The organism is Alistipes sp., assembly GCF_048465635.1.
Classification (GTDB): Bacteria; Bacteroidota; Bacteroidia; order Bacteroidales; family Rikenellaceae; genus Alistipes.
Genome location: NZ_DBFWLF010000027.1, coordinates 1 through 13,742, shown reverse-complemented (window position 1 = coordinate 13,742; position 13,742 = coordinate 1). Strand labels below are relative to the sequence as shown.

The window sequence follows — 13,742 nt, the reverse complement described above, 5'->3', positions numbered from 1 at the left end:
TCTCTCGTTTTTTCTTTTCCTCTAAATACGCCTTACTCGAGTTTGACCGAAAGGGCCAGACCGCGCAGCTCGTGCAGCAGTACGTTCATCGCCTCGGGGATGCCCGGCTTGGGCAGGTTCTCGCCCTTGACGATGGCCTCGTACGCCTTGGCGCGGCCCATCACGTCGTCGGACTTGATCGTGAGGATCTCCTGGAGGATGTTGGCCGCACCGAAGCCTTCGAGCGCCCAAACCTCCATCTCACCGAAACGCTGACCGCCGAACTGCGCCTTACCGCCCAGCGGCTGCTGAGTGATGAGCGAGTAGGGACCGATCGAACGGGCGTGCATCTTGTCGTCGATCATATGGCCCAGCTTGAGCATGTAGATCACGCCCACCGTGGCCGGCTGGTCGAACTTCTCGCCCGTACCGCCGTCGTAGAGGTACGTACGGCCGCTGTGGGGAATGCCCGCCTTGGCCGTGTACTCGTTGATCTGGTCGAGCGACGCACCGTCGAAGATCGGCGTGGAGAATCTCAGGCCCAGTTCGCGGCCGGCCCATCCGAGCACGGTCTCGTAAATCTGGCCGAGGTTCATACGCGAAGGCACACCCAGCGGGTTCAGACAGATGTCGACGATCGTACCGTCCTCGAGGAAAGGCATGTCCTCGTCGCGCACGATGCGCGCCACGATACCCTTGTTGCCGTGACGGCCGGCCATCTTGTCGCCCACCTTCAGCTTGCGCTTCTTGGCGATATAGACCTTGGCCATCTGGATGACGCCCGTCTGCGGAAGTTCGTCGCCGTTGGTCAGGTTGTACTTCTCGCGCTTGATCGCCGCGTCGGCCTTCTTCCACTCGATCGTGTAGTTGTTGATGGCCGCTTCGATCAGCGCGTCGATATGCGCATCGCCCGTCCACTTGCACGTGCCGAGGTTCAGGTAGCCCATCGCAACGCCCGACTTCTCGTCGGTCGACTTGCGGGAGAGCTCTTCGAGCATCTTCTGCGTGAACTTGGTCCCGGCGGGATAGATCTCCGTGCCGAAGTAGTCCGTCACGCCCACCGTGGTCTTGCCCTGGAGCAGCGTCCAGAGCTTCGACACGAGGCGCTTGGTCAGATCGGCGATCTGCCCGGCGAACTTCTCATCGAGCTTCTCCAGCTGGACCTTCTCGGCGTTCTTGCCCTTCTTGCCCTCCTTGTTGGCGCGGCTGTAAAGGGTCGTTCCGATGACCACGCCGTGCAGCGACGGCTGCGCCTTCAGGGAAGCGTCCTTCACGTCGCCGGCCTTGTCGCCGAAGATCGCGCGCAGCAGCTTCTCCTCGGGCGAGGGGTCGCTCTCGCCCTTCGGGGTGATCTTGCCGATCAGAATGTCGCCCGGGTGGACGTTGGCGCCGATGCGGATGATACCGTTGGCGTCCAGGTCGCGCGTGGCGTCCTCCGAGACGTTGGGAATGTCGGAGGTAAGCTCCTCGACACCGCGCTTGGTGTCGCGGACCTCCATGATGTACTCGTCGACGTGCACCGAGGTGAAGATGTCCTCGCGCTGGATGCGCTCCGAGATCACGATGGCGTCCTCGAAGTTGTACCCCTTCCAGGGCATGAAGGCCACCTTGAGGTTGCGGCCCAGCGCCAGCTCGCCGTTCTGCGTCGAGTAGCCCTCGGTGAGGATCTGGCCCTTGACCACCCGGTCGCCCGTCAGTACAGTAGGTTTCAGCGTCACCGACGTATTCTGGTTGGTGCGGCGGTAGCGCGGCAGTTCGTAGGTGGTGATATCCGGGGCGAACGAGACGAGCACCTCGTCCTCGGTCCGCTCGTAGCGCACCTCGATCTTCGTGGCGTCTGCGAAGACGACCTCGCCGTCGCCCTCGGCCACGATCTGGATGCGGCTGTCGGAGATCATGTCCCGCTCGATGCCCGTGCCGACGATCGGGGCTTCCGAAGTCACCAGGGGCACGGCCTGGCGCATCATGTTCGAGCCCATCAGCGCACGGTTGGCGTCGTCGTGCTCGAGGAACGGGATGAGGCTCGCGGCGATCGAGGCGATCTGGTTCGGAGCCACGTCCATCAGGTTGACCTCATCGGCCGTTACGACCGGGAAGTCCGCGCCCTGACGCGCCTTGATGCGGTCGGGCTGGAGGAAGTTGCCCTTCTCGTCGATGGGCATGTTCGACTGGGCGACGATCTCGCCCTCCTCCTCTTCGGCCGAGTAGTAGCGGATGTGCGAGTTGTCCAGGTCGATGCGGCCGTTCTCCACCTTGCGGTAGGGGGTTTCGATGAAGCCCATCGGCGAAATCTTCGCATAGACGCACAGCGACGAGATCAGACCGATGTTCGGGCCTTCGGGCGACTCGATCGGGCAGAGGCGGCCGTAGTGCGTGTAGTGCACGTCGCGCACCTCGAAACCGGCGCGGTCACGCGACAGACCGCCGGGGCCGAGGGCCGACAGACGACGCTTGTGCGTGATCTCGGCCAGCGGGTTGATCTGGTCCATGAACTGCGAGAGCTGCGACGTGCCGAAGAACGAGTTGATGACCGACGAGAGCGTTTTGGCGTTGATCAGGTCCACCGGGGTGAACACCTCGTTGTCGCGCACGTTCATGCGCTCGCGGATCGTGCGCGCCATGCGCACGAAACCCACCGAGAACTGGTTCGACAGCTGCTCGCCCACCGTGCGGACGCGGCGGTTCGACAGGTGGTCGATGTCGTCCACGTCGGCCTTCGAGTTGATCAGCCGGATCAGGTATTTGATGATGGCGATGATATCCTCGCGCGTCAGCGTACGGATAGCCGGGTCGATGTCCAGGTCCAGCTTCTTGTTGATGCGGTAGCGGCCCACGTCGCCCAGGTCGTAGCGCTTGTCCGAGAAGAAGAGCTTCTCGATCACGTCGCGCGCCGTGGCCTCATCGGGCGGCTCCGAAGCGCGCAGTTGCCGGTAGATGTAGACGACGGCCTCCTTTTCGGAGTTGCAGGGGTCCTTCTGCAGGGTATTGTAGATGATCGAGAAGTCGATGCCCGAGAGGTTCTCCTTGTGCAGGAGGATGGTCTTCGCGCCCGACTCGATGATCTGGTCGATATGCTCCTCTTCGAGGACCGTTTCGCGGTCGACGATGACGTTGTTGCGCTCGATGGAAACCACCTCGCCCGTGTCCTCGTCCACGAAGTCCTCGACCCAGGTCGAGAGCACGCGGGCGGCCAGTTTGCGGCCCACGGCTTTCTTGAGGTTGGCCTTGGTGACCTTCACCTCGTCCGCCAGGTCGAAAATCTCGAGAATCTGCTGGTCGGCCTCGTAACCGATGGCGCGCAGCAGCGTGGTGACGGGCAGCTTCTTCTTGCGGTCGATGTAGGCGTACATCACGTTGTTGATGTCCGTGGCGAACTCGATCCACGACCCCTTGAAGGGGATGATGCGCGCCGAATAGAGCTTCGTACCGTTGGTGTGCATGCTCTGTCCGAAGAACACGCCCGGCGAACGGTGCAACTGGGATACGATGACACGCTCAGCACCGTTGATGACGAACGTTCCGCGTTCGGTCATATAGGGAATCGTCCCGAAATACACGTCCTGAACGACGACGCCGAAATCCTCGTGTTCGTCGTCCGTGCAATAGAGCTTCAGCTTGGCTTTGAGCGGGACGCTGTACGTCAGGCCGCGCTCCAGACACTCCTCGATCGAGTAGCGCGGCGGGTCGATGTAGTAGTCGATAAACTCCAGAACGAAGTTGTTCCGGGTATCCGTGATGGGGAAATTTTCCTGGAAGACCCGATAGAGGCCCTCGTTCTTACGGTTTTCGGCCGTGGTGTCCATCTGGAAAAAGTCCCGGAATGATTTGAGCTGTACCTCCAGCAGATCCGGGTAGGGAACCCGGTTCCTGACTGTCGAGAAGCTGATTCTTTGTTGTGTTTTTGGTGTGGACATCGTAAAATCCAAATTTTGATGAAGAGTGATTCGGGCGCTTTACGCTCCTTATATGCAGGTCCTTCCTATCCCGCCGATGCCCCCGTTGAAAGGCGCATACGGCCCCGGGAGCATCATTTTCCAAAGACTGGACACAGCTCCTGCTCGGCACTTCCAGTCTTTAGACCAAGAAAAGGCATAGAGCTAACACGCCGGTTAGCCCTATACCTGTTCCGCTTATTGCGGCGCAAGCAGCAATGCTACTTGAGCTCGACTTCAGCACCTGCCTCCTCGAGCTGGCCCTTGATCTGCTCGGCCTCCTCCTTGGAGATACCCTCCTTGACAGCCTTCGGAGCGCCGTCGACGAGTGCTTTGGCATCGCCCAGCGAAAGGCCGGCGATCTCCTTCACGACCTTGATGACCTGGAGCTTGGCCTGACCGGCGGCCTTCAGGATCACGTCGAACGACGTCTTCTCGGCAGCAGCGGCTTCGCCTGCACCGGCAGCGGGGGCTGCAACGGCAACAGCGGCAGCAGCCGGCTCAATACCATACTCCTCCTTGAGGATCTGAGCGAGTTCGTTTACCTCGGTAACCTTCAGGTTAACCAGTTCTTCAGCAAGTTTCTTTACGTCTGCCATAGTTGTAAGCTTATTAATTTGTTTTTAATTCTTGATGTGATTAGTTGTTTCTCGTCTCGAGCGTCTTCACGAGGCCCGCGATCTTTTGCCCTGCATTGGCCTGCAGTGCGGAAATAACGTTCTTAGCAGGCGACTGCAACAGCGCGATGATATCGGCGATGAGTTCCTCCTTAGACTTGATGTTGCAGAGAGCGTCCAGCTTGTCGTCGCCCACATAGACGCATCCCTCGGCGAAAGCGGCCTTCAGGACGGGCTTGTCCGACTTCTTGCGGAAATCCCTGATCAGGACCGCCGGAGTCTTCGCAACGTGGGTGAACAGAACGGAGGTAGGACCCTCCAGTACTTTTACCAGATCGGCGTCGGCCTTCTCCACCTTCTCGAGCGCCTTCGAAAGCAGGGTGTTCTTGACGACCACCAGCTTCACGTCGCTCTCGAAGCACTTGCGGCGCAGGGCAGCGGTCTGCTCGGCGTTAAGCGCCTCGATGTCGGCGAAATAGAAGTGAGGATAAGTCCGGAGCTGCTCGGCAAGGCTGTCGATAACAACCATCTTTTCTTCCTTAGTCATCTCTTTTTTCCTCCTTCTTATTTGGTTTCAACGGATTTGGAATCAATCTGCAAGCCGGGACTCATCGTGGTCGAGAGATAGACACTCTTCACATAAGAACCTTTGGCAGCAGCCGGTTTGAGTTTGAGGATCATGTTCAGCACCTCGCGGGCGTTGTCCACGATCTGTTCGGGCGAGAACGACACCTTGCCCACGGTGGTGTGCACGATACCGAACTTGTCGACCTTGAAGTCGATCTTACCGGCCTTCACCTCCTGAACGGCCTTGCCGACCTCCATCGTCACCGTGCCGGTCTTGGGGTTCGGCATCAGGCCGCGGGGACCCAGAATACGGCCCAGCGCACCGACCTTACCCATGACGTTGGGCGTACAGATGATCACGTCCACGTCGGTCCAGCCCGACTTGATCTTGTCGACATACTCGTCCAGACCAACGTAGTCGGCCCCTGCGGCCTGGGCCTCGGCCTCCTTCTCGGGCGTACAGAGCACCAGCACGCGGACGGTCTTACCCGTACCGTGGGGAAGGGTGACCACGCCTCGGACCATCTGATTGGCCTTGCGCGGGTCGACGCCCAGACGCACGTCGATATCCACCGAAGCGTCGAATTTCGTAAACGTAATGTCCTTCAGAAGAGCTGCGGCCTCCGGGAGCTTGTAAGCCTTACCGGCTTCCACCTTTGCGTAGGCGATCTTTTGATTTTTTGTCAACTTACTCATCTTCGTAATTACATGTTAGGAAATTCCCCGACGACACTGATACCCATACTGCGAGCAGTACCGGCAACCATGCGCATAGCCGATTCCAGCGTGAAGCAGTTCATGTCAGGCATCTTGTCCTGAGCGATCTGGCGCACCTGCTCCCACGTCACCTGGCCGACCTTGTCGCGGTTAGGCTGTGCGGAACCTTTCTGCACTTTTGCTGCTTCCTTCAACTGGATGGCTACGGGCGGCTGTTTTACAACGAAGTCGAAGGACTTGTCGCTGTAAACGGTGATGATGACCGGAAGAACCTTGCCTGCCTTGTCCTGGGTGCGCGCATTGAACTGCTTGCAGAAGTCCATGATGTTGACTCCCTTGGAACCCAATGCAGGACCAACCGGGGGCGAGGGATTGGCGGCTCCACCTTTGATCTGCAATTTAATAAATGCAGCAACCTCTTTTGCCATAGTTTTCCTTGGTTAATTATTCTTTTTCTACTTGTGTGAAACTCAACTCCATAGGAGTTTTGCGCCCGAATATCTTCACCGATACCGTGAGTTTCTTGCGCTCGTTATCGACGGCCTCGATGGTTCCCTGGAAGCTTGAGAAAGGACCATCGGTGACCTTGACGGTCTCGCCGACGAAGAACGGAACTTCGTTTTCCTCCTCCATGGCATTCATCTCGTCGACGCGGCCGAGGATGCGCGCCACCTCCTGTGGACGAAGAGGTGTGGCATTCATCTTGCGACTGTCTTCCTTGGTATCGCCGAGGAAACCCAGCACATTGGGAGTATTACGAATAAGGATCGGAATCTGTCCCACGAAAGCGGCCTCGACCAAGACGTAGCCCGGGTAGGAGACCTTCTCTTTGGAGACTTTCTTTCCGTTGCGGATAGTATATACCTTTTCGGTGGGGATGAGTACCTGGGAGATGTACTCCTCGAGGTGGTTGTGGCGAATCTCCGCCTCGATGTACTCCTTGACCTTGTTCTCCTTACCCCCGATGGCGCGGACGACGTACCACTGTTTCTTGATCTCGCTCATCGTCTGCCCGAAATTAACGGCCCAGGTTGCCCAGGGTCTTGTAAATGAAGGCCATCATGTTCTCGAAGGTCAGGTCCATCGCCAGCACGACGACCGCGAAGATGACCGAAGCCACCATCACGACGATCGTGGAGTTTTGGAGCTGCGGGAACGTGGGCCACGTCACCTTGTTTACAAGCTCGTTATAGGATTCTTTGAAGTAGTTCAACATATACCTGGTTTCTTTTGCTTGGCAGGAGCAGAGAGATTCGAACTCCCATCAACGGTTTTGGAGACCGCTATTCTACCCTTGAACTATGCTCCTAAAAAGGGAGGCGGTGCGGACGACCGCCTCCCGGGATTTATGACGGTGAATTACTTCACGATCTTTAGGATCTGACCTGCACCCACCGTACGGCCGCCCTCGCGGATGGCGAAACGCAGACCCTCGTTCAGGGCTACGGGGTAGATCAGCTTCACGTTGATGGTCACGTGGTCGCCCGGCATAACCATGTCGACGCCTGCGGGCAGGTGAACCTCACCCGTTACGTCCATCGTACGCAGGTAGAACTGGGGACGATAGTTGTTGTGGAACGGCGTGTGACGGCCACCCTCCTCTTTCTTGAGGATGTAGACCTCGGCCTCGAACTCGGTGTGCGGGGTGATCGAACCCGGCTTGGCGACTACCATACCGCGCTTAACCTCCTTCTTATCGATACCGCGGAGCAGCAGACCCACGTTGTCGCCGGCCTCGCCCTCATCGAGCAGCTTGCGGAACATCTCCACGCCCGTGCAGGTCGAGGTGAGCGTCTTCTCCTCCAGACCGATGATCTCGACGGGATCGCCCACGTGGATGATACCGGTCTCGATACGGCCCGTAACGACGGTTCCGCGGCCGGTGATCGAGAACACGTCCTCGACAGGCATCAGGAACGGCTTCTCGTTCTCACGCTGCGGGATGGGAATATACTCGTCGACAGCAGCCATCAGCTCCATGATCTTGTCCTCCCACTTGGCCTCGCCGTTCAGGCCGCCCAGTGCGGAACCGCGGATGATGGGGGCGTTGTCGCCGTCGTACTCATACTTCGAGAGCAGGTCGCGGACCTCCATCTCGACCAGGTCGAGCATCTCGGGGTCGTCCACCATGTCGCACTTGTTCAGGAAAACGACGATACGCGGTACGTTCACCTGACGGGCGAGCAGAACGTGCTCGTTGGTCTGGGGCATCGGGCCGTCCGTTGCAGCGACCACCAGGATCGCGCCGTCCATCTGGGCAGCACCGGTAACCATGTTCTTCACGTAGTCGGCGTGGCCCGGGCAGTCCACGTGCGCATAGTGACGGTTGGCCGTCTGGTACTCGACGTGCGACGTGTTGATCGTGATACCGCGCTCTTTCTCCTCGGGTGCGTTGTCGATCGAGTCGAACGAACGAAGCTCCGACAGACCTTTCTTAGCCAGAACGGTCGTGATAGCGGCGGTAAGGGTGGTCTTACCGTGGTCGACGTGACCGATAGTACCGATGTTTACGTGCGGTTTCGAACGGTCGAATTTTTCTTTTGCCATAGTATTAAGTATTTAAAGTATTGTTAAAAATTGCCCAAAGTTTTAAAGTTCTCTTCTCTTCGCAGCACAAGCGGCGACGCGAACGCTCCGGTGCTCTTCGGAAAAGTTCGCATCACGCGCCGCTGCGTCGTGGAGCGGAAGACGAGGCTCAAACTCGCGACCCTCAGCTTGGAAGGCTGATGCTCTATCAACTGAGCTACTTCCGCAAAAATATACCGTATCAGAGTCTGCCTTCCCCACCCGCCCGGTTTACGGGACGGCCCGGGATATTGCAACTCCAACCGGCACTCTTCTTTTGAGTGGGAAGTGATGGATTCGAACCACCGAAGGCGTAAGCCAGCAGATTTACAGTCTGCCCCATTTGGCCACTCTGGTAACTTCCCTTATTGTCCTGCCGCCCTTTCCGGCGGGATCGACGTTCGCGCCGCTTCGTCTGCGCCGCCGTCTTTCCCCCACGGGGAGGCTTTCTCGCTGCCGCTGCTCCGGTCGGTCAAAAAGCCGCTTCGTCTCTTCGAAACTCCCGCAGTTGAAAATTTCATCGGCATCGGGCGTCCCGCACCGTCGTTTTTCATCTGCGCCGCCGGAGCGGACGTCTTTTTGCGCTCTCCTCGCATCGGCTTTCCGAGCCGATGGAGGGATTCGAACCCCCGACCAGCTGATTACAAATCAGCTGCTCTGGCCAACTGAGCTACATCGGCAATATCAACCGTTTTGGATTGCAAAAGTAGGCATAAAAATTTTACCGGCCAAATATATTCCGATAAATTTTTACTTTTTCTCACTCTTCAAAGAACCCGATTTACACCGCCTTGCATCGGAGATGAAATCGGGTGCAAAGATAAGAAAAGTTTTGAACACCGCAACAGCCGACCAAAAAAATATTGCGCCCGTGCCGGCGCTTGCCATACCCCGCCCTCGAAGCGACCGCCGCGAGCGGACACTACCTATTATTATATAGGAAAATTGTGCTATCTTTGCCTGTAGATGAAATTCGGCTCAGACAGGATGCGCCCGGCATAATGAGCTGCAGCTTGATGCTGCGCCCGGCTTGTGCCATCTTTGCTTTCGGTCCGACATATTGATCCATATGAAAACGAAACCCCTGCTGAAAGGTTATTCGCTCCGTCCGCTGCACACGGAGGACGCGCCAGCGATTTTCCGCTCGATCGACACGCAGCGCGCCTACCTGGGCCGCTGGCTGCCGTTCGTCGCAACGACGCTCCGGGTAGAGCAGACCCGCCAAGTGGTCGCCGGAATGCTCGCCGACCGGGCAAATCCGGTCTTTTCGATCCGGTCCGGAGAGGCTTTCGCGGGACTTATCGGATTCAAGTCGGCCGATGCGCAGACGGGAGTCATCGAGATCGGCTACTGGCTGCGGGAGGAGCACCAGCATAAAGGGGTCATGACGGCGGCCGTCGGGGCGCTCTGCGGCATCGCTTTCGGCGAATTGGACATGCGGCGGGTCGTGATTCGCTGCGGGGTGGGCAATCTGCCGAGCAACCGCATCCCGCAACGGCTCGGATTCCGCCGCGACCGGGTGGAGGTGCGCGCCGAACAACTCTCCGACGGGGAGTGGATCGACCTGAACGTTTACGTGCTCGACCGATAATTCGCACGACCGGGAATCCGGCGGAAATCGGTTGATGGCTTCGCGTCCCTGTTTGGTGCGCAGGAAGCGGCGTGGCGGCAGCCTGCGGAGTGTACACGGCAAGCGGGCCTCCTTAAATCATAATTACCCTTTGTTCTCGGGCGGCAGCCTGCGGAGTGTACGCGAAAAGCGGGCCTCCGCGCCCGTAGGCTGCAGCCCGCCGACCTAAAGGTCGAAACAGAACGAATCGAATGATGGCCGCACGGGTCGCAAGGAAGCAACAGTCGGGAGCATGCAAACATTGCGGAAAACCAAAAACTTTTCGATTCGAAAGTCCTTCCCGGCCGATTTGCAACCCGCACGGTTTCGACACTCCCGCCCCCCCCACAAAACGCAACAGGCGGTGCATCCGCACCGCCCGAAACTAAGCCGTAAAAGATATCACCCCTCCTTGATCGAAGCGATCAGCTGCGCGGGCGTCGCCTGAAGGTAGTTTTTACAGAAGCGGCTGAACTGCGTATAGTGGCGGAAACCGTACTTGTTCATCAAAGCCTTGGTGCTGTCCTCGCCGTCGCGGATATCGGCGAAGATCTTGAGCGCCTTCTGGCGCATCATCCAGTGGTAGACGCTGTCGTTGAAGTGCTCGGCGAAGCGGCGCTTGAAGACCGAAAGGCTCATGCCGGCCAGCGACGCCAGCTCGGCCACCCCCTGTGCCTTGTCGTAGTTGTTGCAGACGAAGACGCGGAAATTGTCCTGCGGCTGGATCATCGACTGGAAGAAATAGGCGTGCTCGGTAGGCGTGTACAGCACCTTGATCATCATGAACAGTTCGGTCGCCTTCATCTTGTGGTAACGCGAACAGTCGTTCAGCTCGCGGACGGCGAACAGCTCCGCCAGGAGCCGGTCGACGGCCGGGTGCATCGAGAGCGTCGGCACGGACTCGGTCGGGATGACCGTGTCGTAGGGCATCACCCGGTCGAAGATATCCTGCTCGCAAAACTCGATGCGATGGATGAGCGAGAGCACCACCATCCGGGTCTCGTCGCGGGCCGAAGCCACGAAACGCTCCCCGCGCGCGAGGCAGGCGCACTGCTTGGAGGTCACCAGCCGGGCGGCATCCCCCGCGTGCTCGAGCACGAGCGCCCCCGAGAGGATGAACAGGATGCGGACCATGCGGTCGCCGGGAAAGGTCAGGCCCTGCCCGGACTCTAAAGTGACTTGTGCGAATCGGCAATAGGTCGAATCGCCGATTCGGCGGAACGGCGCTGGAAAGGTAGGACAACTACTACAATCCGCAGGACAACTCTCCTTCAATGCCGACTCCACAAACTGCGGTTTGGGTTGATAATCCATAAATGAACGTTGCTTTAATCGGTCAAATTTACGAAAATTTTTCGTAAAAGCCATCCTCGGCGGGGAGCGGCAACAAAAAAAGTCCCCGCAAAAAAAGCGGGGACGAAGCCTTGAACCGGACCGCGCGGTTATTTGTAGCTGATGACCAGAATTTTCGACGACTCCCAGAAGCGCGCCGGATCGTCGATCACCAGTTTGGTCACCACCTTGTCGGCATCGGTGATGAGCTGGTACGAACCGGCCGGATGCGCCGTGACCACCGTCGCCTTGCGGTGGCCGACCGCAATCTCGTCGAGCAGCCGCGAATCGGCCTTGGTGAAACTCTCCAGGCTGCCGCTCCGGTTGACGGTCAGCGTGCGGCCGATGAAGCCCTGCTTGTTGACGATCTGCGCGTCGCGCAGCTCCTTCTCCGCGCCGACGATGTAGTAGACCGTATGCAGCTGGTTCTCCAGCTCAGTCTTCCTGCCGCTCAGCTCCTCGACCTGAGCGCTGCGCTGCGCGACCTCTTCGGTGAGGCTCTGCACCTCGACGCCCATCGTCGCCAGCTCTCCGCGCAGCTCCTCCACCTCGGCGCTCTTCTCGCCCAACTCCTTATTGAGCGTCGAGATCATCTTTTCCAGTCCGTCGATGCGCAGATTGGCCTTGCGCAGCTGCGCCGCCGCGGATTGCAGCGACCGAATTTTGGAACGGTTCTCCTGCAAGAGGCGGTCGATGGCCGCGATATCGTTGTTGATCTCCTCCACCGGACGGCGTCCGCCCTCCGCCCGTCCCGCCACGGAGATCAGATTCTCGCGCGACTTGATGAGCGCCAAATTTTCCGAGATGGCGTTGATGTCGGCGAAGGCCGCCGCGATGAGCGAATCCTTCTGGCTGACGACGACCGCAAGCGAGTCGCGCTGGTGTTCGGCCTCGACGGCGACCTGCTTCGAAACGCAAGACGTCAGAAGCGCTGCCGCCCCGAGCGCCGCAAGGAATAGGAATTTCATAACTGCACTGCTTTAAATATCTCTGCGGGAGCAAATATAGGTATAAATAGTGCAGGATGTGCAAAAAACTTGCGCCCCTCGACAAAAAAACAGGCCGCATCCGTAGATGGATGCGGCCCGATGCACTGTTGGAGAGGAAACCTCTACTTCGCAGCCTTCTTATCGTAGCGTTTTGCGTATCGGCTCATAAACTTATCGACGCGACCGGCGGTGTCCACCAACTTCATCTTGCCCGTATAGAACGGGTGCGAGGTGTTGGAGATTTCCATCTTATACACGGGATAGGTTTCGCCGTTCACTTCGATGGTCTCTTTGGTCGAAACGGCGGACCGACACAAAAACACGTGGTCGTTGGACATGTCCTTGAACGCCACCAAACGATAATTCTCCGGATGAATCCCCTTTTTCATTTCTCGTTTTTGTTTTTGAATGATTCTTTTAAGCGGGACAAAGGTACGAATAAATTTGCAACAAACAACACCTCGGGCCTTTTTTTGTTACGGACAGTGTCCCCGCAAACTTTTTTCGGCCCGCGGCGGCGCGGGGTTGCGGATTCTGAATAGTTTTTCTATCTTTGCAGCGCCGGTCCGAGTTCGGGCCGCGGCAAGGGACCCATAGCTCAGTCGGTCAGAGCAGCGGACTCATAATCCGAAGGTCGTGGGATCATGCCCCTCTGGGTCCACCTAAAAATCAACCACTTACAGCGATGAGAGTGGTTGATTCTTTTAACTCTGGTACACAATTTAGACACAACTTTGCCTATTTTGCCAAGGCCGATAGTGATTTTCTGTCTGGCTTCGCGCGAGCGTAAAAGGGCAAAAAAATCAAAAAAAATATTTGGATAAGCGACCGCATCGGACCTAAACCGATTACCCCCCCCTCCCCCTCTACAAGTCAAAACCCGTATCCTGTTTTCGTGCTTTATGCTACCCGCTATAAAAAAAGCGGCACTTTGCCGCTCTTTCTTTTATTTTTGTTCCGCAACTTGCTTTTCCATGTTTTCAACGATTTCATGGCGCTGATCGAGTAAAGCACTCATTTCTGCGATTCTTTCCGCTCGTTCTTCCGTCTTCCGCTCGGAATCGAGAAGCTGTAAAGCTGCGTTCAATCTTTGCTTCAGCTCTTTGTTTTGAGTATCGGCGATCTTTGTACGCTTAATTTCGGCTTCGATGGAACCGTAAAGGTTCTGCGCCGCGTGCAGGGTATTGAAAACCTGGCGCAGTATCCACAGATAGTCCACCGGATTGTAAGCGTCAGGCGTTGTAAATGCTTCCTTTATATCCTCCCAGTCCTCTGACAGTTCGGCCCTTTTAATGGCTCCGATCAAATCGGTATAGTGTAAATATTCGCTCTACCACATCTTTAAAATGTATTTTATGAATTTCGGGATAAACATTTGGAGATTTGAGGAAGAATTGTTACTTTCGGTATAGCAAATACGCTTAACAAGTATTTG

The 13,742-nt window shown here is 57.5% G+C and carries 13 protein-coding genes and 5 tRNA genes; 2 read left to right on the top strand and 16 right to left on the bottom strand.

Annotation, left to right across the window (positions count from 1 at the left end; genetic code table 11):
- Positions 1 to 32: 32 nt before the first annotated feature.
- The 12 genes from rpoB to ACMO9O_RS09480 all read right to left on the bottom strand — a co-directional run bounded on the left by rpoB (position 33) and on the right by ACMO9O_RS09480 (position 9,057).
- A complete protein-coding gene (rpoB, locus tag ACMO9O_RS09535) occupies positions 33 to 3,893 on the bottom strand; it encodes a DNA-directed RNA polymerase subunit beta (RefSeq protein WP_418983633.1) in 3,861 nt (1,286 codons plus the stop codon).
- A gap of 239 nt (positions 3,894 to 4,132) precedes the next feature.
- Entirely contained in the window at positions 4,133 to 4,510 is a 378-nt protein-coding gene (rplL, locus tag ACMO9O_RS09530; RefSeq protein WP_418983632.1) for a 50S ribosomal protein L7/L12, read from the bottom strand.
- Positions 4,511 to 4,550: 40 nt separating this feature from the next.
- Positions 4,551 to 5,075, bottom strand: coding sequence for a 50S ribosomal protein L10 (rplJ, locus tag ACMO9O_RS09525; RefSeq protein WP_418983631.1), 525 nt, complete (start codon positions 5,073 to 5,075; stop codon positions 4,551 to 4,553).
- Between the two features lie 17 nt (positions 5,076 to 5,092).
- On the bottom strand, positions 5,093 to 5,791 hold the full coding sequence (gene rplA, locus ACMO9O_RS09520) for a 50S ribosomal protein L1 (protein ID WP_418983630.1): 699 nt from the start codon (positions 5,789 to 5,791) through the stop codon (positions 5,093 to 5,095).
- A gap of 8 nt (positions 5,792 to 5,799) precedes the next feature.
- On the bottom strand, positions 5,800 to 6,240 hold the full coding sequence (gene rplK / locus ACMO9O_RS09515; RefSeq protein ID WP_418983629.1) for a 50S ribosomal protein L11: 441 nt from the start codon (positions 6,238 to 6,240) through the stop codon (positions 5,800 to 5,802).
- Between the two features lie 16 nt (positions 6,241 to 6,256).
- Positions 6,257 to 6,817: a transcription termination/antitermination protein NusG gene (gene nusG, locus ACMO9O_RS09510; RefSeq protein WP_418983628.1), complete on the bottom strand. Its 561-nt coding sequence runs from the start codon at positions 6,815 to 6,817 to the stop codon at positions 6,257 to 6,259.
- 13 nt (positions 6,818 to 6,830) lie between these two features.
- Positions 6,831 to 7,028: a preprotein translocase subunit SecE gene (gene secE, locus ACMO9O_RS09505; protein WP_418983627.1), complete on the bottom strand. Its 198-nt coding sequence runs from the start codon at positions 7,026 to 7,028 to the stop codon at positions 6,831 to 6,833.
- Between the two features lie 19 nt (positions 7,029 to 7,047).
- A tRNA-Trp gene (locus tag ACMO9O_RS09500) sits at positions 7,048 to 7,121 on the bottom strand.
- Positions 7,122 to 7,171: 50 nt separating this feature from the next.
- Entirely contained in the window at positions 7,172 to 8,359 is a 1,188-nt protein-coding gene (gene tuf, locus ACMO9O_RS09495) for an elongation factor Tu (protein WP_418983626.1), read from the bottom strand.
- Positions 8,360 to 8,489: 130 nt separating this feature from the next.
- Positions 8,490 to 8,565: transfer RNA gene (locus tag ACMO9O_RS09490), tRNA-Gly, on the bottom strand.
- Positions 8,566 to 8,659: 94 nt separating this feature from the next.
- Positions 8,660 to 8,742 (bottom strand) — tRNA-Tyr (locus tag ACMO9O_RS09485).
- Positions 8,743 to 8,983: 241 nt separating this feature from the next.
- Positions 8,984 to 9,057, bottom strand: a tRNA-Thr gene (locus ACMO9O_RS09480).
- 389 nt (positions 9,058 to 9,446) lie between these two features.
- On the opposite strand from ACMO9O_RS09480, the gene ACMO9O_RS09475 reads away from it, so the two are divergent.
- Positions 9,447 to 9,968 carry a GNAT family N-acetyltransferase gene (locus ACMO9O_RS09475; RefSeq protein WP_418983625.1) on the top strand — a complete coding sequence of 174 codons (522 nt, stop codon included), beginning with the start codon at positions 9,447 to 9,449 and terminating at the stop codon, positions 9,966 to 9,968.
- 420 nt (positions 9,969 to 10,388) lie between these two features.
- On the opposite strand, the gene ACMO9O_RS09470 is transcribed toward ACMO9O_RS09475, so the two are convergent.
- The 3 genes from ACMO9O_RS09470 to ACMO9O_RS09460 form a co-directional block, all read right to left on the bottom strand.
- Positions 10,389 to 11,120 carry a helix-turn-helix domain-containing protein gene (locus ACMO9O_RS09470; protein WP_418983624.1) on the bottom strand — a complete coding sequence of 244 codons (732 nt, stop codon included), beginning with the start codon at positions 11,118 to 11,120 and terminating at the stop codon, positions 10,389 to 10,391.
- 308 nt (positions 11,121 to 11,428) lie between these two features.
- Positions 11,429 to 12,286 carry a hypothetical protein gene (locus tag ACMO9O_RS09465; RefSeq protein WP_418983623.1) on the bottom strand — a complete coding sequence of 286 codons (858 nt, stop codon included), beginning with the start codon at positions 12,284 to 12,286 and terminating at the stop codon, positions 11,429 to 11,431.
- Between the two features lie 143 nt (positions 12,287 to 12,429).
- On the bottom strand, positions 12,430 to 12,696 hold the full coding sequence (locus tag ACMO9O_RS09460; RefSeq protein WP_004330071.1) for a type B 50S ribosomal protein L31: 267 nt from the start codon (positions 12,694 to 12,696) through the stop codon (positions 12,430 to 12,432).
- Between the two features lie 198 nt (positions 12,697 to 12,894).
- On the opposite strand from ACMO9O_RS09460, the gene ACMO9O_RS09455 reads away from it, so the two are divergent.
- Positions 12,895 to 12,968: transfer RNA gene (locus ACMO9O_RS09455), tRNA-Ile, on the top strand.
- Between the two features lie 285 nt (positions 12,969 to 13,253).
- Here the strand turns inward: ACMO9O_RS09455 and ACMO9O_RS09450 are convergent.
- Complete coding sequence (locus ACMO9O_RS09450; RefSeq protein WP_418983622.1) at positions 13,254 to 13,613, bottom strand: hypothetical protein; 360 nt, start codon at positions 13,611 to 13,613, stop codon at positions 13,254 to 13,256.
- Between the last annotated feature and the right edge of the window lie 129 nt (positions 13,614 to 13,742).

Bases quoted from the DNA above. Each gene is read 5' to 3' on its own strand.
- ACMO9O_RS09460 (WP_004330071.1), bottom strand. From the start codon at position 12,696: ATGAAAAAGGGGATTCATCCGGAGAATTATCGTTTGGTGGCGTTCAAG.
- rplK (WP_418983629.1), bottom strand. From the start codon at position 6,240: ATGGCAAAAGAGGTTGCTGCATTTATTAAATTGCAGATCAAAGGTGGA.
- rplA (WP_418983630.1), bottom strand. From the start codon at position 5,791: ATGAGTAAGTTGACAAAAAATCAAAAGATCGCCTACGCAAAGGTGGAA.
- rplL (WP_418983632.1), bottom strand. From the start codon at position 4,510: ATGGCAGACGTAAAGAAACTTGCTGAAGAACTGGTTAACCTGAAGGTT.
- rpoB (WP_418983633.1), bottom strand. From the start codon at position 3,893: ATGTCCACACCAAAAACACAACAAAGAATCAGCTTCTCGACAGTCAGG.
- ACMO9O_RS09465 (WP_418983623.1), bottom strand. From the start codon at position 12,286: ATGAAATTCCTATTCCTTGCGGCGCTCGGGGCGGCAGCGCTTCTGACG.
- tuf (WP_418983626.1), bottom strand. From the start codon at position 8,359: ATGGCAAAAGAAAAATTCGACCGTTCGAAACCGCACGTAAACATCGGT.
- ACMO9O_RS09475 (WP_418983625.1), top strand. From the start codon at position 9,447: ATGAAAACGAAACCCCTGCTGAAAGGTTATTCGCTCCGTCCGCTGCAC.
- secE (WP_418983627.1), bottom strand. From the start codon at position 7,028: ATGTTGAACTACTTCAAAGAATCCTATAACGAGCTTGTAAACAAGGTG.
- ACMO9O_RS09470 (WP_418983624.1), bottom strand. From the start codon at position 11,120: ATGGTCCGCATCCTGTTCATCCTCTCGGGGGCGCTCGTGCTCGAGCAC.
- rplJ (WP_418983631.1), bottom strand. From the start codon at position 5,075: ATGACTAAGGAAGAAAAGATGGTTGTTATCGACAGCCTTGCCGAGCAG.
- nusG (WP_418983628.1), bottom strand. From the start codon at position 6,817: ATGAGCGAGATCAAGAAACAGTGGTACGTCGTCCGCGCCATCGGGGGT.